The organism is Pseudomonas sp. BCA17 (genome assembly GCF_004519405.1).
Taxonomy (GTDB): Bacteria; Pseudomonadota; Gammaproteobacteria; order Pseudomonadales; family Pseudomonadaceae; genus Aquipseudomonas.
Genome location: NZ_SGWI01000001.1, coordinates 1,473,452 through 1,498,175, shown reverse-complemented (window position 1 = coordinate 1,498,175; position 24,724 = coordinate 1,473,452). Strand labels below are relative to the sequence as shown.

23 protein-coding genes are annotated in these 24,724 nt (G+C 61.0%); 9 read left to right on the top strand and 14 right to left on the bottom strand.

The genetic code is table 11. The annotated features are described in order from the left end of the window. The first annotated feature begins 59 nt into the window (after positions 1 to 59). A complete protein-coding gene (locus EXW71_RS06945) occupies positions 60 to 2,384 on the top strand; it encodes a hypothetical protein (protein WP_256657091.1) in 2,325 nt (774 codons plus the stop codon). 36 nt (positions 2,385 to 2,420) lie between these two features. Further along, positions 2,421 to 2,807, top strand: a complete 387-nt coding sequence (locus tag EXW71_RS06940; protein WP_134656865.1) for a hypothetical protein — start codon at positions 2,421 to 2,423, stop codon at positions 2,805 to 2,807. 80 nt (positions 2,808 to 2,887) lie between these two features. Here the strand turns inward: EXW71_RS06940 and dsbG are convergent, their stop codons facing one another. From dsbG to dsbD, 3 genes are read right to left on the bottom strand one after another with little or no spacing between them, the layout of a single operon-like run. Continuing rightward, entirely contained in the window at positions 2,888 to 3,649 is a 762-nt protein-coding gene (dsbG, locus tag EXW71_RS06935) for a thiol:disulfide interchange protein DsbG (RefSeq protein WP_134656864.1), read from the bottom strand. After that, on the bottom strand, positions 3,625 to 4,476 hold the full coding sequence (locus EXW71_RS06930) for a TlpA disulfide reductase family protein (protein ID WP_134656863.1): 852 nt from the start codon (positions 4,474 to 4,476) through the stop codon (positions 3,625 to 3,627). Before EXW71_RS06930 ends, dsbG begins: the two co-directional genes overlap by 25 nt. Beyond that, positions 4,476 to 6,203, bottom strand: coding sequence for a protein-disulfide reductase DsbD (gene dsbD, locus EXW71_RS06925; RefSeq protein WP_134656862.1), 1,728 nt, complete (start codon positions 6,201 to 6,203; stop codon positions 4,476 to 4,478). Before dsbD ends, EXW71_RS06930 begins: the two co-directional genes overlap by 1 nt. 175 nt (positions 6,204 to 6,378) lie before the next feature. Here dsbD and EXW71_RS06920 point away from each other — a divergent pair, with 175 nt between their 5' ends. The 5 genes from EXW71_RS06920 to EXW71_RS06900 all read left to right on the top strand — a co-directional run bounded on the left by EXW71_RS06920 (position 6,379) and on the right by EXW71_RS06900 (position 11,555). Continuing rightward, a complete protein-coding gene (locus tag EXW71_RS06920) occupies positions 6,379 to 7,059 on the top strand; it encodes a response regulator (RefSeq protein ID WP_123717549.1) in 681 nt (226 codons plus the stop codon). Further along, positions 7,059 to 8,378 (top strand): ATP-binding protein, encoded by a 1,320-nt coding sequence (locus tag EXW71_RS06915; protein ID WP_134656861.1) that lies wholly within the window; start codon positions 7,059 to 7,061, stop codon positions 8,376 to 8,378. Before EXW71_RS06920 ends, EXW71_RS06915 begins: the two co-directional genes overlap by 1 nt. Positions 8,379 to 8,625: 247 nt before the next feature. Then, positions 8,626 to 9,393, top strand: a complete 768-nt coding sequence (locus EXW71_RS06910) for an N-acetylmuramoyl-L-alanine amidase (RefSeq protein WP_134656860.1) — start codon at positions 8,626 to 8,628, stop codon at positions 9,391 to 9,393. 460 nt (positions 9,394 to 9,853) lie between these two features. Then, a complete protein-coding gene (locus EXW71_RS06905) occupies positions 9,854 to 11,248 on the top strand; it encodes an aspartate aminotransferase family protein (protein WP_134656859.1) in 1,395 nt (464 codons plus the stop codon). A gap of 82 nt (positions 11,249 to 11,330) precedes the next feature. Continuing rightward, positions 11,331 to 11,555, top strand: a complete 225-nt coding sequence (locus tag EXW71_RS06900; RefSeq protein WP_071486465.1) for an MbtH family protein — start codon at positions 11,331 to 11,333, stop codon at positions 11,553 to 11,555. 129 nt (positions 11,556 to 11,684) lie between these two features. Here the strand turns inward: EXW71_RS06900 and EXW71_RS06890 are convergent, their stop codons facing one another. From EXW71_RS06890 to minC, 8 genes are all read right to left on the bottom strand, one after another. Further along, positions 11,685 to 13,022, bottom strand: a complete 1,338-nt coding sequence (locus EXW71_RS06890) for an amidohydrolase (protein ID WP_134656857.1) — start codon at positions 13,020 to 13,022, stop codon at positions 11,685 to 11,687. A gap of 17 nt (positions 13,023 to 13,039) precedes the next feature. Further along, positions 13,040 to 15,205, bottom strand: a complete 2,166-nt coding sequence (locus EXW71_RS06885) for a mechanosensitive ion channel family protein (RefSeq protein ID WP_134656856.1) — start codon at positions 15,203 to 15,205, stop codon at positions 13,040 to 13,042. A 72-nt stretch (positions 15,206 to 15,277) separates the two neighbouring features. Then, complete coding sequence (locus EXW71_RS28745) at positions 15,278 to 15,454, bottom strand: hypothetical protein (protein ID WP_167659640.1); 177 nt, start codon at positions 15,452 to 15,454, stop codon at positions 15,278 to 15,280. Positions 15,455 to 15,602: 148 nt separating this feature from the next. Further along, a complete protein-coding gene (locus EXW71_RS06880) occupies positions 15,603 to 16,892 on the bottom strand; it encodes a M18 family aminopeptidase (RefSeq protein WP_134656855.1) in 1,290 nt (429 codons plus the stop codon). A gap of 170 nt (positions 16,893 to 17,062) precedes the next feature. Further along, complete coding sequence (locus tag EXW71_RS06875) at positions 17,063 to 17,698, bottom strand: RluA family pseudouridine synthase (protein WP_123717556.1); 636 nt, start codon at positions 17,696 to 17,698, stop codon at positions 17,063 to 17,065. Positions 17,699 to 17,794: 96 nt separating this feature from the next. Beyond that, positions 17,795 to 18,049, bottom strand: a complete 255-nt coding sequence (gene minE, locus EXW71_RS06870; RefSeq protein ID WP_010208824.1) for a cell division topological specificity factor MinE — start codon at positions 18,047 to 18,049, stop codon at positions 17,795 to 17,797. 3 nt (positions 18,050 to 18,052) lie between these two features. Next, positions 18,053 to 18,865 (bottom strand): septum site-determining protein MinD, encoded by an 813-nt coding sequence (minD, locus tag EXW71_RS06865; RefSeq protein ID WP_016970146.1) that lies wholly within the window; start codon positions 18,863 to 18,865, stop codon positions 18,053 to 18,055. A 201-nt stretch (positions 18,866 to 19,066) separates the two neighbouring features. Further along, positions 19,067 to 19,804, bottom strand: coding sequence for a septum site-determining protein MinC (minC, locus tag EXW71_RS06860; RefSeq protein ID WP_123717557.1), 738 nt, complete (start codon positions 19,802 to 19,804; stop codon positions 19,067 to 19,069). Between the two features lie 119 nt (positions 19,805 to 19,923). On the opposite strand from minC, the gene EXW71_RS06855 reads away from it, so the two are divergent. Together EXW71_RS06855 and EXW71_RS06850 are read left to right on the top strand one after the other, a co-directional pair. After that, the gene (locus EXW71_RS06855) at positions 19,924 to 20,859 is read left to right on the top strand and encodes a lipid A biosynthesis lauroyl acyltransferase (RefSeq protein WP_123717558.1); all 936 of its coding nucleotides are present in this window, start codon (positions 19,924 to 19,926) and stop codon (positions 20,857 to 20,859) included. Between the two features lie 30 nt (positions 20,860 to 20,889). Further along, positions 20,890 to 22,020, top strand: a complete 1,131-nt coding sequence (locus EXW71_RS06850) for a patatin-like phospholipase family protein (protein ID WP_134656854.1) — start codon at positions 20,890 to 20,892, stop codon at positions 22,018 to 22,020. Positions 22,021 to 22,066: 46 nt separating this feature from the next. Here the strand turns inward: EXW71_RS06850 and EXW71_RS06845 are convergent, their stop codons facing one another. Genes EXW71_RS06845 through EXW71_RS06835 form a run of 3 tightly spaced genes read right to left on the bottom strand, consistent with a single transcriptional unit; the run spans position 22,067 to position 24,632 of the window. Beyond that, complete coding sequence (locus tag EXW71_RS06845) at positions 22,067 to 22,852, bottom strand: outer membrane protein OmpK (protein WP_134656853.1); 786 nt, start codon at positions 22,850 to 22,852, stop codon at positions 22,067 to 22,069. Positions 22,853 to 22,874: 22 nt separating this feature from the next. Next, complete coding sequence (locus EXW71_RS06840) at positions 22,875 to 23,243, bottom strand: hypothetical protein (protein WP_134656852.1); 369 nt, start codon at positions 23,241 to 23,243, stop codon at positions 22,875 to 22,877. Positions 23,244 to 23,288: 45 nt separating this feature from the next. Beyond that, entirely contained in the window at positions 23,289 to 24,632 is a 1,344-nt protein-coding gene (locus EXW71_RS06835; RefSeq protein ID WP_134656851.1) for a nucleobase:cation symporter-2 family protein, read from the bottom strand. Positions 24,633 to 24,724: the final 92 nt, after the last annotated feature.

Sequence of the window (24,724 nt, the reverse complement as noted above, 5' to 3'; positions counted from 1 at the left end):
GAGTTTCTGGCCTCATGGCCAACCCCGATAGTTATCTAACGCTGGACAGGAGTCTTATCATGTCTAAAAAACCGACCCCCAAACGCACACCCTCCGCGCGAGCCTTAAGCGTTACGTCCCCCCTGCCAACAGAAACATTGGTCGAAGCAGAGCTGCCTTACCCAGTTATCAAGTTCGCAGCGAACAACAGTGTGCTTTATCCCATCGACGCTATCGATGGCACGTCTGCGACACTGACACTGCCGGCGGGGGCCTCCGGGGTCATGTTTTACATGGCTATCAAGGGGCAGGCCGCGCCAGTCTTCGAGCCTGTTTCCGTGGCGGATGGCGTTGACGTCGTCGATATTCCGGCGCAGTTGATCAGTTACTGCATCGGGCACACGGTGCTCTTCGAGTACACGGCCATCGCTGGAGGCCGTGTACAGAAATCCCTGACGCTGGAGTTGGAAGTCCAGCAAATCAGCGAGCAAGACTTGGTTGTATCGAGGCCGGTATTTGTTCACTCCAAGAACGAGTGGAACACCTGGTGGCTGAGGATGCAGAGCTTCACCGGCGATGAAATTGTCGAGATCAAGGCTTGGCCGATGATCTACGAGGGCCAGCGTCTGTTTGTCACCGTTGCCGGTAACCAGCATATCGCGCCTTACCGCTTTATATGGATAGCGTTGGATCATGTGGTGCAGGCACATGAGGCTCATGCAGACCACGTTTTCAGGTTTGCTCTCGCGCGAGGCTGGTTGTCCAGGCTGGAAGACTATTCGGCGATCACCACCCACCTGGGTGTGATTTGGGATACGACAGAGCCTGTGTACCCTGAGCCAGGCGATCCACTTTTAGAAAACCCGCTTCCTGTTAACGCCGAGGATTTCCACCTGCGCACCACCTCGTTGCTGCAGGTTGATCCGGCACAGGATCTGAACCCGCCGCACTTGCGCGAATCGGTAGAGCAACCTGCTGGTCACTGGCAGGTCAACCCTGTCAACACGGTCAATGGCGGGCACGCCATTGTGGGTTATGAAGGCATGTTCGAGGGTGATCACGTGTGTGCCTACGCCTCAGGGCCGAATTACGGGCCAGTGGCACTCGGTTGCAAGGATGTGAAGACGGGCGAAACGAGCCTGTCATTTGATGTTGCCCCGGAAATCATCGCCACCCTTTTTAATAAGACATTGACGCTGAAATACAGCCTTCAATTCAACAATTACGAACCCCAACATTCTCCGGATCGTGTGATCAAGGTACTTGCGCCTCAACTGACCAGACCGGGCATTGAAGAGGCCACTGGCAACAAGGTGGATCTCAATACCTTCAGCGATGACGCAACAGGTGTGGTGCCCATCTGGGATTACGCCATAGAGCGGAACTGCTGCTGGATGTGGGTAACCGGCACCCTTGAGGATGGCAGCGCCTATAAGTTTGATGTGTTGGAGGGCAAGCCGCTGACAGCCGCCTGGTTACACGATGGAGTCGATACACCGATCTCCAGGGCCAAGCTGCAACAACTGGCCGATTGCAGCGAGTTTAGGCTGCATTTCGCGGTGAACTTTGATGGCCAGCGCACGCTGGAGACGGCCATCGAGTTTCCTGTGCGGATTTTCAACATCGAGCAAGAGGCTTGGGTACTGCCTCACCCAACGGTGCTTGAAGCGGTGGATGATCAACTGACGATCTGGAACGGCCAGGATGGCGTGACGGTGCGGGTGGCGTATGAACGGATCAGCCCTCATCACTCGATCCAGCTGAAGTGGATCAGAGCGGACGGCACGAGCCTGCCGTTGGAATCAAAACCGGGCAACAGCGATCCGGGCTATGTGGATTTTGCGATCCCGCGTGAAGCGGTGATTCAGGGCGCAGGTAAAACCATCCCGATCAATTACATAGTGACCAGTACTTGTAAGCTGGCGCCGTCGAAGACGTTGGCATTGAAGATCAGCGTGCCGACGAGACTTCCAACGCCGGTGGTGCCGGAGGCGACTCCACCGGCTACCCAGGGCGGGGTTTTAGATCTGCAGACTTTTACAGGTGAGGCGCATATCACCGTGTATGACGCAAACTTCGACAAAGCGTGGTGGTTTGCTCTTGAGGGGCAAAATGCTTGGCTGCGTGCTGTCGGGACTCTCGAAACCGGTGTCTCCTATACGATCAACGTGCGTATAGACCCACGCGTAACTTCAGATGAAGTCTACAATGGATTGTCGGCAGTACTGCTTCGATCTGAATTAGAAAAATTGAAAAATCACAGCTCGTTGGCTGTTTTTTGCGATGTCACGACTGACGGCAGTTCAAGTGCGACGGACGCAGTGCGTTTCCCATCATTGGAATTGACAGTCGTTTTACCTCCTAAAATAATCTACGAGAATTTTAGTGATACTCCTTTCCCATAATTGGTTTATGCAGGTGGACGTATAGAAACGCCACGGATGTCGATCTCGCATGTCAGCGGTGCGGGAACGTCTGGCATCGCGAACTATCCCTATCAGGCGAGCCCGGATAAGTATGTTCCTCCTGGTTTAATGATTGGATACAACACCACCGGCCCACAGGTGATACGGATGAACTTAAAGTTCAGCTGTGTACGCACCTTATTCGGTATGGTGTGGCTGGACGCAGACGTAAAATTTTCTTTTTATGACGAACAAGATATTTTGCAGGGCAGTTTCACTCGCTATGGTCAAGCGATGGGGGGGGACGTTGACCAGTGGGTGAGTTTTACTGCCCCTTCTGGAGGGCGTATTTCCTCGATAATCGTCACTACTACAACGGCGGAATGGATTGGGTTGGATAATTTTACGTTTTGGCTTAACTAGTTTGAAGTGCCACTGCCTCGCAGTGGCACTTTCTATTAATAAAAAGTTGCGGCTTACCTATTAAAGCATTGAGGTTATTTTTATTTCGCTCCCAGTATCTTCCCCAACTTCTCCGGCGAAGGCGCCCCTTGCTGTTGCTGCAGCCCACCTTTTTCATCCAGATAAAAAATCGCCGGGGTGGCCGATAACTCCAACTCATCCATCAACTTCATATTGGCATCGAGCTTGGCCTCGATATCCGCCGGGATCTTGTCCAGTGCCTGCAACTTGCTGCCCTTGCCGGCGGCTTCGTGTTCTTCCAGGGCTTTTTGCGGATCCTTGGCGGCGAACAGCGCGGCCGACTTGCCCGGGCTGTCCTCGCGGATGATGCCGACCATGATGTGGCGCAGTTGCACCTTGCCGGCTTTCACCCACGGGCGGGCCTGTTCCCAGAACATGTTGCAGTAAGGGCAGTTGGGGTCGCTGAACAGGTAGACGATGCGCGGCGCGTTTTTATCGCCGTCCTGAATCCAGTTGCTGTGTTCCATCTTGGCCCAGACTTCCTTGGCCATCGGCGCGTACACCAGTTTTTCCAGGGGCGCGCTGCTCAGGTCATTGCCCTGGGCGTCGTACAGGTTGCCGGCGAGCACGCTTTTGCCGTCGGCGGTCAGGTACAGCGCCATGCCACGGTTCTGATACTGGGCGGCGTAGCCGGTGAGGCCGCTGGGCGCGTCGAATTTGCCGAGGATCCTGGCACCCTTGGCTTCGATCTGTTTGATCGGCGCCGGCCAGTCTTCGGCCTGGGCCAGGGTAGCGGCCAGGGTCAGTGGCAGCAGGGTCAGCAGGTGGCGGAGGCTTGGCATGTCGGTTTCCTTGTGGCGGCGGGAGCGGAGTCGAAGGGTTCCATGGCGCGGGCCAGGCTGGCCTGGGACAGCTCGCCCAGGTGGCTGTTGATCAGCCTCCCATCGGCTTGGTAGAACAGGGTGGTCGGCAACGCCATGGAACCTACGGCCTGGCCGAGGCGGCCACTGGCGTCAAACAACACGTTGTCGAGGGTCAGGCCTTGGGTGGCGAGGAAGGTACTGACGCTTTGCATGCTTTCGGCCTGGTTGACGAACAGGAAGGTCACGTCGGGCCGTTGGTGCTGGGCGCGTTCCAGCACCGGCATTTCCCGCCGGCACGGTGGGCACCAGGTGGCCCACAGGTTGATCACCAGCGGGCCGCCTTTGTAATCGGCCAGTTGCACCACCTCGCCATTGGCGTTGCGCAAGGTGATGTCGGGCAATTGCGAGCCCTTGTCGTACAGGCTCAGGGACAAGCTGCTCATGCTCCAGAACACCAGCCCGGTGATCACCCCGGCGCTCAGCGGCTTGCGCAGGGCAGGGCGACGCCAGCCGTAGGCCAGCGCGCCGAGTACCAGCGCAATCACGCCGGGCCAGGCGAGAAAGCCGCCGTCACGCAGGTCGACCATCTGCAGCCAGTCGTTGCGGTACTCGCTCCAGTACATCAGCACAAAGCTGAGGCGTGCTACCAGCATGCCCAGCAGGAACAGGCTGAACAGCACCGATTCCGGGTTTTCCCCGCCACGCCTGGCCACGCGCCAGCCCACCAACGTGGCGAGAATCAGCGCGCTGATCAGCAGGATGTGATTCAGGGCAATGGCGAAGGTACCGATGGTCAGGGTCAGCATCAGAGCGCGTTCCGGGTTTGCGTCCAGCGTTGCAGGAAGGCGGCGGCATCCACTTCGCCGGTGATGCGTTGGGCACGGCGCTCTTCACCGTCGGGGCCGATCCACACGAAGCTGGGTGGGCCAGGGACTTTATAGCGGCCGAGCAGCTCGCGGCTGGCGGCATTGTCGGCGGTGACGTCCAGGCGCAGCAGGCGCACGTCTTTCAGCGCATCCATGACTTCGGGTTTACCGAATACCTGCTTTTCCATGATCTTGCACGACACGCACCAGTCGGCGTAGTAGTCCACCAGTACCCATTGCCCCTGGGCCTTGGCGGCGTCGAGCTGGCTTTGCAGCACGGCCGGGTCGTTAATGGTCATGAACGCATCGTGGGCAGTCGTTGCGGCGGAGACGCGCGAGCCGCTGTACACCTTCAGCGGTTGCCACAGGTCATCGCTGCCACCGGCTGCGCCCACCACCAGTACCGCGCCCCACAGGCCCAGCACCAGGGAGCCGGCGCCAAACACCTTGGCGGCCAGCCCGTATTCGCGGGCCAGTGTCCAGCCGCAGTAGGCCATCACCAACGCCAGTGCGCCCCACAGGCCGAGCCACAGGCTTTCGCCGACCACCGGGCGAATCATCAACACGGCGGTACCGAGGAACAGGAAGCCGAAGATGCCCTTGAGTACGTTCATCCAGGTACCCGGCTTGGGCAGGAAGCGGTTGCCCACCGTCACCAGCAGCAACAGCGGCACGCCGATGCCAATGCCCATGGCGAACAGGATCAGGCCACCGTGCAGTGCATTGCCGCTCTGGGCGATGTAGAGCAGGGCGCCAGCCAGGGGGGCGGTCATGCACGGGCCCACCAGCAGGCCGGACAGTGCGCCGAGAACCCCCGCGCCCACCAGGCTGCCACCGCTTTGCTGGCGGCTGACGTTGTCCAGGCGGTCGCGCAGGAAGGCCGGCAGTTGCAGTTCAAAGAAACCGAACATCGGCAAGGCGAGGATCACAAACAGCGCGGCAAAACTGCCCAGGATCCAAGGGGTTTGCAGCAGCGCCGCCAGGTTGCCGCCGAGCAGCGCGGCCAGCACGCCGAGTGCGGCATATACCAGGGCCATGCACACCACATAGCTGCTGGCCAGGGCAAAACCGCGACGTGGGCTGGCGCCACTGCCGACTACCAGGCCGGCAAGGATCGGCAGCATCGGTAGCGAACAGGGGGCAAAGGCCAGCAACAGGCCCAAGCCAAAGAACACCAGCAGGCTCCAGCCCAGGCTGCGCTGTTGCAGGCCGCTGGCCAGGCTCTGGTCCTGGGCTTCAGCAGTGGCAGCCACGGCGGGGTTGCCGCCCAGGTCCACGGTGATCGATTGCGGCGGGTAGCACAGGCCCGCGTCGGCACAGCCTTGCCAGCCCAGCTTGACCTGGCCGGTGGCTCCGGCCGGAATCTTCACTTCCAGGCCCTGGCGATACACTTCCTGATCGCCGAAGAACTCATCGCTATGGGCCTCGCCTTGCGGCAGCGCGGGCTTTTCAGCCAGGCCATCGAACTTCATGCGCTGCTTGTACAGGTAATAACCGTCGGCAATCTGCCAGTACAGCTGGGTCTCGCCACTTTCCAGGCGCTCGGAGGTAAAAGTGAAGGCTTTGCCCACCGGAAGGAAATCAGGTTTGGTCTCAAACGGGTTGCCTGGCGCGGCCTGGGCGAACCCCGCGAACAACACCAGCAAAAAGGTAAACAGATGCCGCATGGTCAAGCCTTAGTTCGATGCAAGTGAGGCACACAATGTGTGGCGTTGATTAACCGATGATTAACCGGCGCTATTCTAGAGTGTAGGGAAAGTCTGGGCGCGTCTCTTTTCACGGCATAATCTGCGCTTAATCCGGCCAACCTTTAATCTCCCCATCTTTCATGAAGGGTTCAGCATGCACGTACTGGTCTGTGAAGACGACGAACTGATCGCCAGCGGCATCGTGGCCGGCCTGACCGCCCAAGGCTTTACCGTCGAGCGCGTGGCCTCGGCCGCAGCCGCGCGGGCGATGCTCAAGGCCGCGACGTTCGACATTATGGTGCTCGACCTCGGCCTGCCCGATGAAGACGGCCTCAAACTGTTGCAGCAACAGCGCAGCCAGGGCCTGGAAATCCCGGTGCTGATCCTCACGGCACGGGACTCCGTGACCAACCGCGTCGACGGCCTGCAGGCCGGTGCCGATGACTACCTGCTCAAGCCCTTTGACCTGCGCGAACTCGCCGCCCGCCTGCAAACCCTGCTGCGGCGCGTAGCGGGGCGCAGCGTCAACCTGATCGAACACGGCCGCCTGACCTACGACCCCAGCAGCCGCGAGACCTTCCTGGGCGGCCAGCCGGTGGACCTGTCCCGTCGCGAGCAGGCGCTGCTGCAAGCGTTACTGCACAACAAGGGCCGCGTGCTCTCCAGCGAACAACTCAAGGACAGCGTCTACGGCTTCAACGACGAACTGGAAAGCAACGCGTTGAACGTGCACATCCATCACCTGCGGCGCAAATTGGGTAATGGCATCGTCGAGACCGTGCGCGGCCTGGGCTATCGCCTGGGCACGGCGGATGACGCAGAGAACGCTTCGTGATGAGCCTGCGCCTGCGCCTGACATTCAAGTTGGGCGCCGCTTTTGTGTTGATCTGGGCCCTGGCGGCCGCCTGGATGCTCAACGACTTGCGCAACCAGATGATGTTCTCCCTCGATCAACGCCTGGTCGCGTCGGCACGCATGGTGGCGGGGCTGACCGAGCAGATGCCGGGCCTGGCCAGTGTGAGTGGCGGTGCGCACCTGCGCACCGAACAACTGAACGTACCGGGCGGCATGGCCTGTCAGGTCAGCTCGTTGCGCGGCGAGATCCTGGCTCGCAGCCATACCACCCCGGAGGAAGGGCTGGAGTCGCGCAAGAGCGGCTTTCGCGACCAGGTCATCGACGGAGTGGGCTGGCGCAGTTTCACCCTGTCCCGTGGTGATTTGCTGATCACCACCGCCGACCGCCAGGTGGAGCGCGAAGCGTTGAACCTGTCGATCCTGCTGGCGGCGTCCGTGCCGGTGGGCGTGGCCTTGCTGGGTTGCCTGTGCCTGTTGTGGCTGGGCATCGGCCAGAGCCTGGTGCCGCTCAATCGCATGCGCGATGCCTTGATGCGGCGCAGTGCCGACTCCCTTGAGCCGCTGCAGATCCACCCGTTGCCCAGCGAACTCAAGCCGCTGCTCGACACCCAGAACCAGCTGCTGCAACGGATTGCCAAGACCATTGAGCGCGAACGCCGCCTCACCGGCGACGCCGCCCATGAACTGCGCAGCCCACTCACGGCGATCAAGACCCACCTGCAAGTGGCCCGCATGACCGAAGGTGCAGCCCGCGACCAGTCCCTGGCGCATGCCGAGGAAGGTGCCGACCGTCTGCACCGGACCTTGGAGCAATTGCTGCTGTTGGCGCGGGTGGAGGGCAACCTGTCGTTCGATGACGGCCTGCACTCCACGGCCGAGGAAGTGGCGCGCCTGGCGATCCAGGATGCCAACGCGGGGGACAACCGGCGTATTGACCTGATCCTGCCCGACAACCTCTCGGCCACCCCGGTTGAAATGCCGGTGGGCCTGGCGGTCGCGGCGCTGCGCAACCTGCTGGACAACGCCCTGCGTCACACCCCTGCGGATACGCGGGTGGAACTGAGCGTGCTGACCGCGACCGATAACGTAGTCTTCCGGGTCCGTGACCATGGCAAGCAGATCTCCAGCGAGGACCTGCAGTACCTGACGCAACGGTTCTGGCGCAACGGCAACAGCGAGGGCTGCGGCCTGGGCCTGGCGATTGTGCAGGCCATCGTCCAGCGTTGTTCCTGCTCGCTGAAGTTCGACAGCCGGCCGGACGGCCTGCGGGTGGACCTCGGGATGCCACTGCGGCGCTGAGCGGCCATCTGTAGGAGCGGGCTTGCCCGCGAAAAACCTCAACGATAACGCGTGTTGCCTGAATGGGCGCGGCGCCTGTGAGTTTTTCGCGAGCAAGCTCGCTCTACAAAAAGCTTCAACTGAGCCTTCTTTTTCAAGGACCAAATAGTTACCGCCAACCTGAACGTGCGCGCTTCAGGATGGCGGTAATTTTTTTGTGCTCCAACGGGTTGAATGATTCGGCCTGTATTGAAAAAGGACGGTCCTTATGTTGGTCATCGATAGCAGTTTTCCTTCCAGCGATTTCAACGAACGTAACGGCGAGCCCGTGCGGCAGGTGGTGCTGCATTACACCGCCGCGCCGTTCACCTCATCCCTGAATACGCTGACCCAGGGCGGCGTCAGCGCGCACTACCTGTTGCCGGATCCGAATGAGCCGGCCTATCGCGCCGGCGGTTATCTTGAGTTGCGGGTATTTCGCCTGGTGCCCGAAGACAAGCGCGCCTGGCACGCCGGTACAAGCCATTGGGAGGGGCGAGACAATCTCAACGGCCGGGCGATCGGCATCGAGATCGTCAACCTGGCGCGGGATGCTGGGGGCGTGTTCACCTTTCCGGCGTACCCGGAGGCGCAGGTCGACATGTTGGTTGCCCTGCTTCGTGACATTCTGGGTCGCTACCCACAGATCGGGCCGACCGACGTGCTTGGCCACTCGGATGTGGCGTATTGGCGCAAAAGCGACCCTGGGCCGCAATTGCCTTGGCGGCGCTTGTACGAAGCGGGCATCGGCGCTTGGTTCGACGAGGCCACGCGGGCTATGTACCAACGCCGGTTTTGCCTCGGGCTGCCGCCGGAGGTGGAAGTGGAACGGGCTTTCCAGCGCTACGGATACGCACCGGCGAAAAATCGCCGGGCATTCGAACAACGAACCCGGGCGTTTCAGATGCACTTTCGGCCGCAGGATTATTGCGGGTTTCTAGATGCGCAAACGTGCGCGGTTCTGTATGCGTTGAATGAGCGGTATCGGGGGATCTGAGTGTCCGGTTGATCGTGACATATCGGTTATCCAAGCCACGGCCACTAAGGGTTAGTCGCCGGCTTCCGAGCCGTCACGGGAGCAAGCTCCCTCGCCACAGGTTCATGGCCGCACCAAAGTTGTGTAGATACTCTGTGTAGCGCAGGCAAGCCAGCTCCCACAGGAAAGCAAAACGCTGCGGCCCACGGATTCAAGTCTGTGTTCGGGCACACCGAGCCTGAGCGAGGTGCCGAGTGGTGGGGCAAGAGCCCTTTGGTTACTTTGGGCTGGGCCGGCATTCCGGCTTTTCCAAAGTGACCCGCCGTAAGGGCGGAACCCCAGGTGGCCGTGACCTGAATAACGGATATGTACGCCGTCTCCCCTAAATCCCCCCGAAGCTGATGCGTCTCCAGAACATGAAATCCGTACACCCACGGATCACCCGTCTGCTCACCCCACCCGCGTATTGAGGGATCGAGAAATGTCAGTCGCCACCATCCGCATCGAAGACACTCAGGTGCACGAAACACTCTACCAATTCGAGGAAACCCCACTGCTGGCCCGCCAACGCCAACAGGAATCCAACGCCCGCAGCTACCCAAGGCGTATCCCCCTGGCACTCAAACGCGCCAAGGGTATCTACGTGGAGGACGTGGAGGGCCGCCGTTTCATCGATTGCCTGGCCGGTGCCGGCACTCTGGCGCTGGGCCATAACCACCCGGTGGTGATCGAAGCCATCCAGCAGGTACTCAGCGATGAACTGCCGCTGCACACCCTCGACCTGACCACCCCGGTCAAGGACCAGTTCGTGCAGGACCTGTTCGGCCTGCTGCCGCCGGCGCTGGCGCGGGAAGCGAAAATCCAGTTCTGCGGGCCGACCGGCACCGACGCGGTGGAGGCCGCGCTGAAACTGGTACGCACCGCCACCGGCCGCAGTACGGTGTTGTCATTCCAGGGCGGGTATCACGGCATGAGCCAGGGTGCGTTGAGCCTGATGGGCAGCCTGGGGCCGAAGAAACCCTTGAGTGCCTTGCTTGCCAATGGTGTGCAATTTCTGCCGTACCCCTACGATTACCGCTGCCCGTTCGGTCTGGGCGGTGCGCAAGGCGTACAGGTCAACCTGCATTACCTGCAAAACCTGCTCAGTGACCCGGAGGCCGGCGTAACGCTGCCGGCCGCGGTGATTGTCGAAGTGGTGCAGGGCGAGGGTGGTGTGATCCCTGCCGACCTCGACTGGTTGCGTGGTCTGCGGCGTATTACCGAGCAGGCTGGTGTGGCGTTGATCGTCGATGAAATCCAGAGCGGCTTCGGCCGTACCGGCAAGATGTTCGCCTTCGAGCACGCCGGCATCATCCCGGACGTGGTGGTGATGTCCAAGGCCATCGGCGGCAGCCTGCCCTTGGCGGTGGTGGTGTATCGCGACTGGCTCGACACTTGGCTGCCGGGCGCTCACGCCGGAACCTTCCGTGGCAACCAGATGGCAATGGCGGCGGGTTCGGCGGTGATGCGCCACCTCAAGGAGCATGACCTGGCCGGCCACGCCGCCGCCATGGGGGAACGGCTGGCTGAACACCTGCGCATCCTGCAACGGGATGTCCCGCAACTGGGCGATATTCGTGGACGTGGGTTGATGTTGGGGGTGGAACTGGTGGACCCGGACGGCACCCCCGATATCCAGGGCCATCCACCGGTACATCGCCAGTTGGCACCGCTGGTACAGCGTGAATGCCTCAAGCGCGGCCTGATCCTGGAGCTGGGCGGTCGCCATGGCGGCGTGGTGCGTTTCCTGCCGCCGCTGGTGATCACCGCTGCCGAGATCGACCGTGTTGCCGAAATCTTCGGGCGCGCCGTGACGGCGGCGGTTGCCGGCCTCTAATTTTTTGCCGGCCTGGTACGTTTCTACAGATATCAGCGCTGCGCGTGGTGCGCAGCCAGCCTTTGAGCGATGGAGAACAGCAATGACCTCAGTATTTGACCGCGACGACATCCTCTTCCAGGTTGTGGTCAACCATGAAGAGCAGTATTCCATCTGGCCCGACTACAAGGCCGTGCCGGAAGGTTGGCGCACCGTGGGCAAGAGCGGCATGAAGAAAGAGTGCCTGGCCTACATCGAGGAGGTCTGGACCGACATGCGCCCGCTGAGCCTGCGCCAGAAGATGGACAGCGCTGCGCTGGCCGGCTGATCCAGCACATCCCATGCGAAGTGGTTTGTGTGGCGAGGGAGCTTGCTCCCGCTGGAGTGCGAAGCGCTCCTGTTTTTTAGGGCGGCTTCGCAGCCCGGCGGGAGCAAGCTCCCTCGCCACGGCAGTGGTTCAGCGGGTGTACAGGTAGTCTGTTGCCAGCGACGCCAGCGTCCTGACCCCCACCACCAACGCCGACTCATCGACATAGAACCCCGGGTTATGGTTCGGCGCAGCCTTGCTCATGTCCTGAGCCCGCGGCGTTACCCCCAGGAACACAAACAGTCCCGGTGCCTCCTTGGCATAAAACGAGAAGTCCTCGGCACCGCCCACCAACGGGCCTTGCACCACATCATCGTTGGCCGCCCAGCGCAGGCTCGGCAGCATTTTTTCGGTCAGGGCCGGGTTGTTGATGGTGGGGTCGTATTTCTCGATGATCGTGACTTCGGCCTTGGCGCCACCGCTCTCGGCGATTTTCTCTACCGTCTGGCGCACATCCGCGTGCAGCTTCTGGCGGATGCCGTAGTCGTAGGAGCGAATGGTGCCGCTCATGTCCACCGATTCGGGAATGATGTTGTAGCGCGTACCGCCGTTGATGGTGCCGATGCTGACCACCGACGGGAATGACGATATGTCGGTGCGGCGGCTGACCACGGTTTGCAGGCCGACGATGGTTTGCGCGCCGACGGTGATCGGGTCGATGCCGTCCCACGGGCGACCGGCGTGGGTCTGTTTGCCGAGGATCCTGATGCGCAGGTCATCTGAACTGGCCAGGGTTGGGCCTGGGCGGTAGGCGATCTGCCCGGCGGGCACACCGGCCCACACGTGCAGGCCGAACACCGCGTCCGGCTTGGGCGCTTTCATCACACCTTCCTGCACCATCATCTTCGCGCCCCAGGTGTTTTTGCCGTCGGGAATGAAGTCGCTCGGGCCTTCTTCGGCAGGTTGGAAATAGAACACGACTGTGCCGGGCAAGCGGTCGCGCATGCCGGTAAGGATTTTCGCCGTGCTCAGGAGGATAGCGGTGTGGGCGTCGTGGCCGCAGGCGTGCATCACGTCGACTTCCTTGCCCAGGTAGGTGCCTTTGGCTTTGGACGCGAAGGGTAGGTCGGCGACCTCCTTCACCGGTAACGCATCCATATCGGCCCGCAGGGCGACGGTTGGGCCGGGCAGGGCGCCTTTGAGTACGGCTACGACACCGGTACGCGCGATGCCGGTTTTGACCTCAAGGCCCAGGTCGCGCAATTGTTTGGCGACCAGTTCGGCCGTGCGGGTTTCGGTGTTGCCCAGTTCAGGGTGGGCGTGAATGTCGCGCCGGGTTTCCAGCAACGCCGGCTCAAGCGCTTTTGCCTGGGCGGCGATTTCCTCGCGGGCGCTGCCCTGGCCGCTGCCGGCGGCAATCACGGCACTGCTGGCGACTGCGCACAGCGCGCCGAAAACCCACTGGTGTGTCAGACCGGTTAAACGCATAAGGACCTCTCCTGAGTTTATTGTTGTTGATCTTTCTCCTGCACAGTGCCGGCGGTCACTACCTGCACACTCAAGCGCGGCGTGGCCAGATCCAGCCCGGCTTCATCCAGATGACGCTTGAGCGACAGGTTGAACGCCCGCGACACTTCCCACTGCTTGATCGGCGCCGTCTTGAACCGCGCGCGCAGGATCGCGCTGCCCGATTCGAAACTTTCGACACCCTGAATCTCCAACGGTGACCAGATATTGCGACGTTGCAGCGGGTCGTTGCGCATTTTTTGGCCGACATCGCGCATCAGCTTGATCGCGTCGTCGATTTCCATGTTGTAGGGGATCGCCACTCGGAAAATTGCGTAGCCGAACTCCCGCGAGTAGTTCTTGATGCTCTTGATTTCACTGAACGGGATAGTGTGTACGATGCCGTCGATGTCACGCAGGCGCACGGTCCGAATGGTCAGGCCCTCGACGGTGCCGAGGTGGCCGCCGACATCCACGTAGTCATCGATGGCCAGGGAGTCTTCGATGATGATGAACAGGCCGGTGATCAAGTCCGCCACCAGTGACTGTGCGCCAAAACCGATGGCCAGGCCGATCACACCGGCACCTGCCAGCAGCGGCGTGACGTTCATACCCATATTCGCCAGGGCGACGATGGCCGCGATGATGAAGATGGTCACGAACAGCACGTTGCGGATCAGCGGCATCATGGTTTGCGCACGGGCGTTGGCCAGGCCTTTGCGCGAGCGGGTCAGGGCATGGTGAATGGCCGTGTCGCTGAGAATCCAGATCAGCCACGCAAACAACAGTGTGCCGCCCAGGCCGAACAGTTTGACGCTGATCTCATGACCGTCGCCTTCGGTAAAGCGGATCAACGACATCCCCCACACACGAAGGCCCAGCTCAATGAATGCCAGCCATACCACCAGATGGGCCAGGGTGTAGACAAAGCTCTTCAGGCGCTCGGAATACAAGGCGTGGCGCTTGTGCCCGCGCTGCGGCTTGAGGGCGTGGCGGCGTACCAGGCCGTTGATCACCATGCACAGCACCAGCAGCACCGTGCACAACAGCGACTGGCGCAACGCCGTGCTGGTGTCGCCCGCCGACAGGAAGGTGGCGAACAGCGAAATCCCGACCAGCAGCAGCGCCGGCAAGTACCAGAAGGTACCGATGATGGACAGGGTGTCGGTGAGAGCGCGGCGTGTGAGGCGGCGGGAGAGCGGTTGGTTGCGAATCAGGTGCGCGATGGGGCGACGGAAACGCAGGATAAACACGCCGGTGGACAGCGCAGCCATCACATTGGCCACGGTCGCGGCGGTGTGAGCCAGGTGTTGCCCCAAGGCCTGGACCAGCCGTGGGTCGCTCAACGCTTCGCCGAAGGCGGCAAAGCTGCCGATCCACCACAGCGGACGGAACGCCTGATGGCGCAGGATATAGAGGGCACGGTGACGGTGAGGGCCGTCGAGCACGGAGAACGCAATCACGCAGATCGCCGAGAAGCAGGTGCCGATCACCAGTGCGTAGGCCAGCACCATCGCCAGGGATTTGCCCAGGGACGAGGGCAGGGCGTAGCTGAGGTAAACCGTGATGATCAGGGCGATCATCCAGGGGCCCAGTTTGCGCAGGGCGAAGCGCACCATGTCCCAGGTGCGTGGGTGCTGCGGCAGCTCTTCGGGCAGGCCGAAACGTTCGCGCACACGGTGGCTGAGCCAGATCAGCGCCGCCGCCAGCAGGCTCCACACTGCCAGGATCACGGCAAAGCCGAAAATGATCGGCAGCCATTCGCTGGCCGGCAGCATCAGGGCGCTGAGTTCGTCCTTGGCCTGGTCGACTTCATTGGACCAGCGCCCCAGTGGGCTGTCGGCCCCGGAAAACTGCGCCTCAAGGCCCGCCAGGGTGCCGCCGATCAGCCCGAGCACGCCTTGTTCGGCGGCGGGTTGCGCCTTTTGGGTGGCTTCACGGAGTTTCTTCAGATCGCTCAGCAGTTGGGTGCGCTGCTGGTCGTTTTCCAGCGTCTTGATCACCTCATCCAGCGACTGCCCCAGGGGGACTTCCGCCTGGGGCTGGGCCTTGGTGGTAGTGCCGAGCAGGCCGGGTAAACCCACGGCTTGGGCAGGCGCCAGCGGCAACAGCGTGAGCAGGGCGATCAGGATATAGCAGGGCAGGGCGAACAGACGGGAGAGCACGAGGCGGTCAACCTTGGAAACGACGAATTGACCGAGTGTACGAGGCCGCTATGCCCAATGCGAGTGCATTTGTCATTCCGCCAGTTTGGCGAGGATCTTGTAAACCACTGTCCCCAGGATCAGCAGCATGCCGATCCACATGCCGAACACGCCGACCGGCTTGTCACGGAAGTTGAAGCCCACGGCCAACATGATCATGCCGATCAGAACCGGGATAAGCATGGCGTGGAAGGAGGACATGGGGATCATGGTGCGACGGCCTTGTCAGAGTGGGAATACTGACAAGTCTAGGTCGGAATGCAGAAAGTGCAGGTGATGCAGATCAGGCATACGCAGACTGCATGTGGGAGAGAGCACGCCCCCCTCCCACGTACCTGCGCGCCCTCAGCCCTGAACGTCAAGGCAAATCGCGGCTCGCATAGAACGCACCGAGCACCTTCACCAGATGCGCCAGGTCGTGACTGCCGCACAGTTCACGAATCGAGTGCATGGCAAACGTCGGCAGGCCGATGTCCACGGTACGTACGCCCAGGTGGCTGGCGGTGATCGGGCCGATGGTCGAGCCGCAGCCCATGTCGCTGCGTACCACAAAGCTCTGCACCGGTACTTCCTGGGCCATGCACAGATGGCGGAAGAAGCCGGCGGTTTCGCTGTTGGTGGCGTAGCGCTGGTTGCTGTTGACCTTGATCACCGGGCCGGCGTTGAGTTTCGGGCCATGGTTGGCGTCGTGTTTCTCGGCGTAGTTCGGGTGCACTCCGTGGGCATTGTCCGCCGACACCAACAGTGATTTCTGAATGGTGCGTACGAATTCATCACCTTCGGGCAACAGGCGGCGCAAGGTCTGTTCCAGCATCGGGCCATCGGCACCGCAGGCGGAGCAAGAGCCGACTTCTTCATGGTCGTTGCACACCAGCACGCAGGTTTCGTCGGTGTCACTGGTGAGCAAGGCTTGCAGGCCGGCGTAGCACGACAGCAGGTTGTCGAGGCGCGCGCCGGCGATGAAGTCGCCATTGAGGCCGATCACCGCCGCACTTTGCGTGTCATAGAAGCTCAGCTCGTAGTCGAGCACCACGTCGGCGTTCAACCCATGTTCCCGTGCCAGTTGCTCGGTGAGCACGGCGCGGAAGTCCACGCGCTCGTCACCGGCGAATTGCGCGAGAATCGGCGGCAGCTCGGTCTGGGCATTGATCGCCCAACCCTGGTTGGCTTCACGGTTCAGGTGAATGGCCAGATTGGGGATGATGGCGATGGGCAGCTTGAAGTCGATCAACTGACTCTCGACCTTGCCGTCACGGCGGAAAGTGACGCGGCCGGCCAGGGACAGGTCGCGGTCGAACCACGGCGCCAGCAGCGCACCGCCATAGACTTCCACGCCCAGTTGCCAGAAGCCCTGGCGTTGCAGCTCCGGTTGCGGCTTGACCCGCAGGCACGGGCTGTCGGTGTGGGCGCCGACCAGGCGAATGCCGCCTTGCAGCGGCGAATGACGGCCGAGCTTGAAGGCGATGATCGAGGAATCGTTACGGGTGACGTAATAGCGGCCGTTGGCTTCGGTGGCCCAGGTGTCGCGCTCGTCGAGACGCTGGTAACCGGCCGCTTCCAGGCGCTGGGCGAGGGCGGCAGTGGCATGAAAAGGAGTAGGGGAGGCCTTGAGGAAGTCGATCAGGCCTTGATTCAACGCTTCGCGCATAAATAGCTCCAGACAGCAATGCGCGGAGTCTACCGTATTGGCTCGGCCGATTCATTGTTGAGCGAGCTTGCTCGCGAAAAACCCAGGAGCGCTGCATTTATCCTGAATGAATGCGTTGCTCTCAGGCTCTTCGCGAGCAAGCTCCCTCCTGGAGGAGATGCGCTCAGCGGTCAGAACGGGGCTGGGCACTCAAAGCGCAGGCGCTCGCCGCTTTGCGGGTGCGTGAAGCTCAACATGCTTGCATGCAGGCACAGCCGTGGCCAGGCGGCCAGGGCCTGTTCATGGGCGTACAGGCCATCACCCAGCAGCGGGTGGCCGATTGACAGCATATGTACACGCAACTGGTGCGAACGCCCGGTGATCGGTGTCAGCTCCACCCGGCACCAGTCGCCACAACGCTCCAGCACCTTCCAGAAGGTCAGCGCATGCTTGCCCTGCTCGTGGTCTACCACATGCCGCGGTTTGGTCGGCGGGTCGTAGCGCAAGGGCAGGTCGATGCTGCCGCTGTCCAGCTCCGGCTGGCCCCAGGCCAATGCGGTGTAGGCTTTTTCGGTTTCGCGGTCGTGAAACTGACGGGACAATTCGCGGTGGGTGTCGGCATCCCGAGCCAGCAGGATGATCCCGGAGGTTTCCCAGTCGAGTCGATGGACGATGCGGGCTTCGGGGTAGCCGTTTTCCTGCAGCCGGGTGATCAGGCAGTCCTTGTTGTCATCGGCCCGACCAGGCACCGAGAGCAACAGGGTAGGCTTGTTCACCACCAGGACGGCGGCGTCCTGATGCAGGATATGAATATTGGACAGCGGCATTAAACAGCCTCGCAACAAACGCCAACGGCGGCTCGCCCACCCGGCTCCCCAATAGGGATCAAGGTGAACGAGCCGCCGTGGCGACCGCCTTTTCGATCAACGATCAGGCAGGGTGATATTAAGTTCCAGAATCGAGCAGCTGCCGTCATTTTCCAGGGCGACATGCACGTCATCGTTGCCGATATTGACGTACTTGCGGATCACCTCGACCAGTTCCTTCTGCAAGGCTGGCAGGTAGTCCGGCGTACTGCGTTGGCCGCGTTCGTGCGCCACGATGATCTGTAGACGCTCTTTCGCGACCGACGCGGTCGTTGGTTTTTTGTTGGCGCGAAAGAAGTCGAGAAATTTCATTGTTTAGTTGCCTCCAAAGATACGCTCGAAGAATCCCTTCTTCTTGACATCGAGGAAGCGATGTTCCACGGACTTGCCCAGCAGGCGATCGACGGCATCGCTGTACGCCTGGCCGGCGTCGCTCTGGTCGTCGAGAATCACCGGAACACCCTGGTTGGAAGCCTTCAGCACGGCCTGGGATTCCGGGATCACGCCCAGCAGGGTCACTGCGAGGATTTCCTTCACGTCTTCAACACCGAGCATTTCGCCGTTGCTGACGCGCTCAGGGTTGTAACGGGTGAGCAGCAAGTGCTCCTTGATCGGATCTTCGCCTTTTTCAGCGCGCTGGGACTTGCTGGCCAACAGGCCCAGCATGCGGTCCGAGTCACGTACGGAGGACACTTCCGGGTTGGTCACCACGATGGCTTCATCGGCGAAGTACATCGCCAGGTGAGCACCGGTTTCGATACCGGCCGGGGAGTCGCATACCACGTATTCGAAGGTTTCTTTCAGCTCGGCCAGGACTTTGCCTACGCCTTCTTTGGTCAGCGCGTCCTTGTCACGGGTCTGGCTGGCGGCCAGTACGTACAGGTTCTCAAGGCGCTTGTCCTTGATCAGGGCTTGTTGCAGGTTGGCTTCGCCGTTGACGACGTTGACGAAGTCGTAAACCACGCGGCGTTCACAGCCCATGATCAGGTCCAGGTTACGCAGACCGACGTCGAAGTCGACGATAACGGTTTTGTGGCCGCGCAGAGCGAGGCCGGTACCGATAGCGGCGCTGGTGGTGGTCTTACCCACACCACCCTTGCCGGATGTAACCACGAGAATCTTGGCCAAGGTGTTTCACCCCTAAGGAAGAAGGACTTTTCAGCCCCTGAAAAACATCTCTTGAAACTCGCTGCAGGCGGACAGCCTTTGTAGGAAAAAACCGTTGTCTCCGCAGGGAAAACGCCAGTCTTTAATTATTCCTACGCAAATCTTGCCGGTTTCGCTGTGCTATCAGAGTCTAGAGATGCTTGGAAAATGCGGCAGTATCCGTTAAAGACGGATGATGTTCAACACGTCGCCCGACAGGCTGACCTGTACCCCGGCTCCCCACAGCGGATCACGGCGCAGATCTTCTGAAACCTTGTACTGGCCGGCGATGGACACTAGCTCAGCGGTCAACTGCTGGCAAAAAATCCGGGCCTTGGTATCACCCTTGATGCCGGCGAGGGCACGTCCGCGCATTGGGCCGTATACATGGATGTTGCCATCGGCCAGAAGTTCCGCCCCGGGGCTGACCGGCGCTACCACGACCAGGTCACCGCCCTGGGCGTAAATCTGCTGCCCGCCGCGTACGGGGGAGGTGATGATCTTTGTAGGCTTGATCGTCGGCTCCGGTGGTTTTTCCGGTTTTTTCTTCACTTCGCCTTCGGTGGGGTCGAGCGGACGCTCGCGGGCACCGGAGGGCGGCAATACGGGCAGTTCAATTGCAATGGCCGCTGCAATGTCTTCGATACGGCTGGCACGAATCGCCAGGGTACGCAAACCATGGGAGCGGCAAACACGCATCAGCCCGGGCAAGTCGATGGCACCCTGGCCGGCCGGCAGTTTGTCGAGGGCCAGTACCAATGGGGCATTGTTGAAAAAATTCGGCGCCAGGGCGACCTTGGCGGCCAGTTGGCGGTCCAGGGCGTCGAGGTCGTTGCGGGCAAGTTCCAGCACGGTGATGGCCAGCATGCTGCCTTTCAGCTGGAACACGGGATCTTGGTCTAGCGGTTCGGTTTGGCTCATGGTCGGCAAAAGCGGCTTGTCACGAAAAGTGTCGAGACTTATAACGAGAACATCCGCGGGCCGCAAGCCGGGTCGAACCGTTGTAGAATGCGCGGCCCATGTCTTTACCGGAATCTGTAATGGATCGCCCGCGTTTTCGAGCTGCATTTCTTCACCCGCGTTTTTGGCTGTTATGGCTGGGACTCGGCCTGTTATGGCTGATCACTCAGTTGCCGTACCGGGCGCTGTTGACCATTGGTCGTTTACTCGGCGCCGGCATGTACCGTGTGGCCGGCGACCGTCGCCGCATTGCTGCGCGCAACCTGGAACTGTGTTTCCCGGAAAAGTCCGCCAAGGAACGCAAGCAACTGCTCAAGGAAAACTTTGCCTCCACCGGTATCGCCTTCTTTGAGATGGCCATGAGCTGGTGGTGGCCCAAGCCACGCCTGGCACGGCTGGCGCATGTCGAAGGGTTGGAACATCTCAAGCAGGCGCAGCTGGAAGGCAAGGGCGTGATCCTGATGGCCCTGCACTTCACCACCCTGGAAATCGGCGCCGCCCTGCTCGGGCAGAAACACACCATTGATGGCATGTACCGCGAGCACGGTAACCCGCTGTTCGACTTTATCCAACGGCGCGGCCGCGAGCGGCACAATCTCGATTCCCTGGCGGTAGAGCGCGACGACGTGCGCGGCATGCTCAAGTTGCTGCGCTCCGGGCGCGCCATCTGGTACGCACCGGATCAGGACTACGGCGCCAAGCAAAGCATCTTCGTACCGCTGTTCGGCATCCAGGCCGCTACCGTCACCGCCACCAGCAAATTCGCCCGCCTGGGCAAGGCCCTGGTGGTGCCGTTTACCCAGGAGCGCCTGGCCGATGGCAGTGGTTATCGCCTGGTGATTCACCCGCCGTTGACTGACTTCCCTGGCGAAACCGATGAAGTCGACTGCCTGCGTATCAACCAGTGGGTCGAGGCCTCGGTACGCGAATGCCCCGCGCAGTACCTGTGGACGCACCGCCGCTTCAAGAGCCGGCCACCGGGCGAGCCTAAGCTGTACGAAAAACGCCGTCGGTAATACCTGCCTTCCCCCCTATGGAGTGATGCAATGCGCCCAGCTGAACCGGTCACAGGCTTGATTCTTTCCGGCGGCGGGGCGCGAGCGGCGTATCAGGTGGGGGTGTTGGCGGCGATTGCCGAGCTGTTGCCGCCAGGGGCGCCGAACCCTTTCCCGGTGATTGTCGGTACCTCCGCCGGGGCGATCAACGCCGTGAGCCTGGCGAGCGGTGCGACAGACTTCACCGCGGCGATCCAACGGCTTACCGCGTTCTGGCAGGGCTTTCGCAGCCACCTGGTGCTGCGCAGCGACTGGCCGGGAGTGATCCGCCAGGCCAGTCGCTTCTTCATTCACAGCCTGTTGGGCCTGGGGGGCCAGGTGCCGGTGGCGCTGCTCGACAGTGCGCCGCTGCGGGACCTGCTCAACGACAAGCTGCACCTGCAAGGCATCGACGAGGCCATTCGCAAACAGCATCTGCATGCCGTAGCGGTGACGGCTTTCGGCTATGAGTCCGGGCAGGCGATGACCTTCTACCAGGGCGGCCGTACCATCGATGCCTGGTTGCGCCATCGGCGTATTGGTGTGCCCGCCCAGTTGACGGTGGAACACCTGCTGGCCAGCTCGGCAATCCCGTTGCTGTTCGCGCCAGTCAAGCTTGATGAGGAATATTTCGGTGATGGCGCGGTGCGCCAGTCGGCGCCGATCAGCCCTGCCTTGCACTTGGGCGCGAGCCGGGTGCTGGTGGTGGGCGTGAGCGGTAACCCGCGGGGCAATGAGCCTGCCACGCAACGTGCCTATACCGGCCAGCAGCCGACGCTGGCACAGATTGGTGGGCACATGCTCAACAGCACATTCATCGACAGCCTGGAGAGTGATATCGAGTTGCTCGAGCGCTTGAACCAATTCAGCCAGGTCGCGCCTGGGGTGGCGCCGGTGGAGGTGCTGGTGATTGCGCCCAGCCAGCCGATCGATGAAATCGCGGCGCGGCATCGCCAGGAACTGCCGGCGGCATTGCGCTTGTTCCTGCGCGGGCCGGGGGCGACCAGGACGAGCGGGGCGGGGGTGTTGAGTTACTTGTTGTTCGAGGCGGGGTATTGCAGTGAGTTGATCGAGCTGGGGCGGCGCGATGCGCTGGCCAAGCGTGAGGAGTTGTCGAGGTTCCTTGGATTGACGCCGAACTGAATGTGGGAGCGCGCAAGCCCGCTCCCACAGGCGATGCAGTCAACCGTTAGAAGTGGTACTTGACCAGGAAACTTGCCGTGTCCTGGTTAGTCTTGAACGCACCGGAATCTTCAATGCCGTACTTGTTCTTCCAGTAGTCGTATTCAAACCCGACATACAACTGTTTCTCGCCCCAATGCAGTGCCTTGCCCAAGTCGTATTTGACCTGTGGGTTGAAGTGCAGGTTGGCGTGGTAAGTGCCGCGGGCGTTCTTGTCGTTGTCGACTACCCAGTCCATGTAGCCGTCGATCAATATGTTGGAATTGCCCACTGGCAGGGTGTACGACCACACAGGAGTGATCTGCCAGACGCCGTCACCCGGGCGATTGCCCTCGGTCTGGCGTTGGTAGAAGTTCAACTGGAAGTAGTCGAAACCCGGGATATTCAGGTCAAAGCCCGGGCCGAGCAGGTACGACTCGTTATCGCCTTCGCCGAACTCGTAAGTGAAGGCCAGCAATACATCTTTGATCGGGCCGAAAGACAGGTCCTTGTCGAATATTTTGCCGAACGACAGCCGTGGGCTGAACTCGCCGTAATAAGTATCCGGGCCGACGTTGCCGTCTTCCTTGCCGTTGTAAAAGATACGGTCGACGAACAGGAAGTTGTCGCCGTACTTCCAGGCGTCGGCATGTTCGAACGTGACGGTCTGCTGGATCTGTGGGTTGATGGTGAAGTTCTTGCCCCACAGGTACGTCAGGCTGTTGTTCTGCCACTGCAACAGATCGCCGGCTACGGCTTGGCCACCGGCCAGCAGGGAACCTGCCAACATCAGGCCTTTCAACATAGGTTTCATTCGGTGCTCCCGAGTCAAAGTTTTAGGATTGTTCTTCTACGCAAGCGCTCTGGTGTGGCGCCTTTTGGTTCGCTGCAAAAATCGTCTGTTTGGTCAGCTTTAATGCTTTTAGCAAGAGCTGCGCCAAGGTGTTTAAAAAACCAATAAAACGCCTTCGGCTGCAGTTCTTGCAGTCGAGTCCGGTGGTGTTTTGTGCACGTTGGCCGCAGACAGTAGGCCCGGATAAGTTGGCCTTGCAGTCAGCTTTTACATTCGCTGTTTTTTTTTGAGTCGATTCGAGCGGGCGCGGAGAATACTGGCTCTCAGGCCGTGGCTCAAGTGCGCTGTAACAGAGCGCGTGGGGCGAGAATGGGGCGCGGCTTGTGGCCGGCCCCAGGTGAATGGCGTACATGGGGATGTTCCTTGTTCGTTATTGTTTTTATTGTTAACGAAGGAATCAGTGGGTAGGGGCGACTACGGATCGCTCGGCGCCACCCAGGATGTTGAACAGTATGTTCAGCGACAGGGCGCTGAGGGTGGCCATGGCAATTCCGCTGTGGGTAATCGGGCTCATCCATAGCGGCAGCTGTGCGAAGAATTCCGGGCGCACCACCGGGATCAGGCCCATGCCGATGCTCACCGCCACCAGCAGTTGGTTACGGCGATCGGCGATGTCGGTTTCCTGCAGGATCTTGATGCCGGTCGCCGCGACCATGCCGAACATGGCAATCGCCGCACCGCCCAGCACTGCCGGCGGAATTGACGCCACCAGAAATGCGGCTTTGGGCAACAGGCTCAGCACAATCAGGAACACCCCGGCCATGATCGTCACCGAGCGGCAGCGCACGCCGGTCATCTGCACCAGGCCGATGTTCTGGGCGAAGGAGGAGTGAGTAAAGGTGTTGAAGAAACCGGCGAAGAATGACGCGCCGGCATCACACAGCAGGCCACGGCGCAGCATCTTCGGCGTGACCTCCTGGCCGGTGATCTTGCCCAGGGCAAGGAACATCCCGGTGGACTCGACGAAGATGATCACCACCACCAGGCACATCGACAGGATCGGCGCCAATTCGAACGTGGGCATGCCGAAATGCAGTGGCGTCACCACCTGCACCCAGGGTGCCTGCGTGAGGCCGCTGAGGTCGACCATGCCGAGCATGCCGCACAAACCGTAACCGAGCGCCATGCCGATCAGCACCGAGATGTTCACCCAGAAACCACGCATGAAGCGGTTGATCAGCAGGATGGTAGCCAGTACCAGCGCGGCAATCGCCAGGTAAATCGGCGAGCCGAACGTGGCGGCAGCACTGCCGCCACCGGCCCAGTTCACGGCGACCGGAAACAACGACAGGCCGATGGCGGTTATGACCGTGCCGGTCACCAACGGCGGAAAAAAACGTACGACCTTGGACATGAACGGTGCGATCAAGATGCCGAAGAACCCGGCGGCGATGGTCGCGCCGAAGATCCCTTGCAAGCCGATCCCGGGCATGCCGGCCATGGCGACCATACTGCCGACAGCGGCGAAGCTGGCGCCCATCATCACCGGCATTCGAATGCCCGCCGGGCCGATGCCGAATGACTGCACCAGGGTGGCGATACCGGCAACCAGCAGGTCGGCGTTGATCAGAAAGGCGATTTCTTCACGGCTCAAGCCGGCGGCCTGGCCAATGATCAGGGGCACGGCGACGGCGCCGCCGTACATCAGCAAGACGTGTTGCAGGCCGACCAGCATCAGTTGCAAGAGGGGCAGGCGCACGATGGCGGGCGCCGCAGGGGTCTGCGTTTCTAACTGGGACATGCAACACCTCGAATCTTTTTATTTTTGTGTTGTTCGGCATTCAATTGCCGGGTGGAGCTTGGTCTTGAAAACGCTGCAAAGGCCCTGAGGGA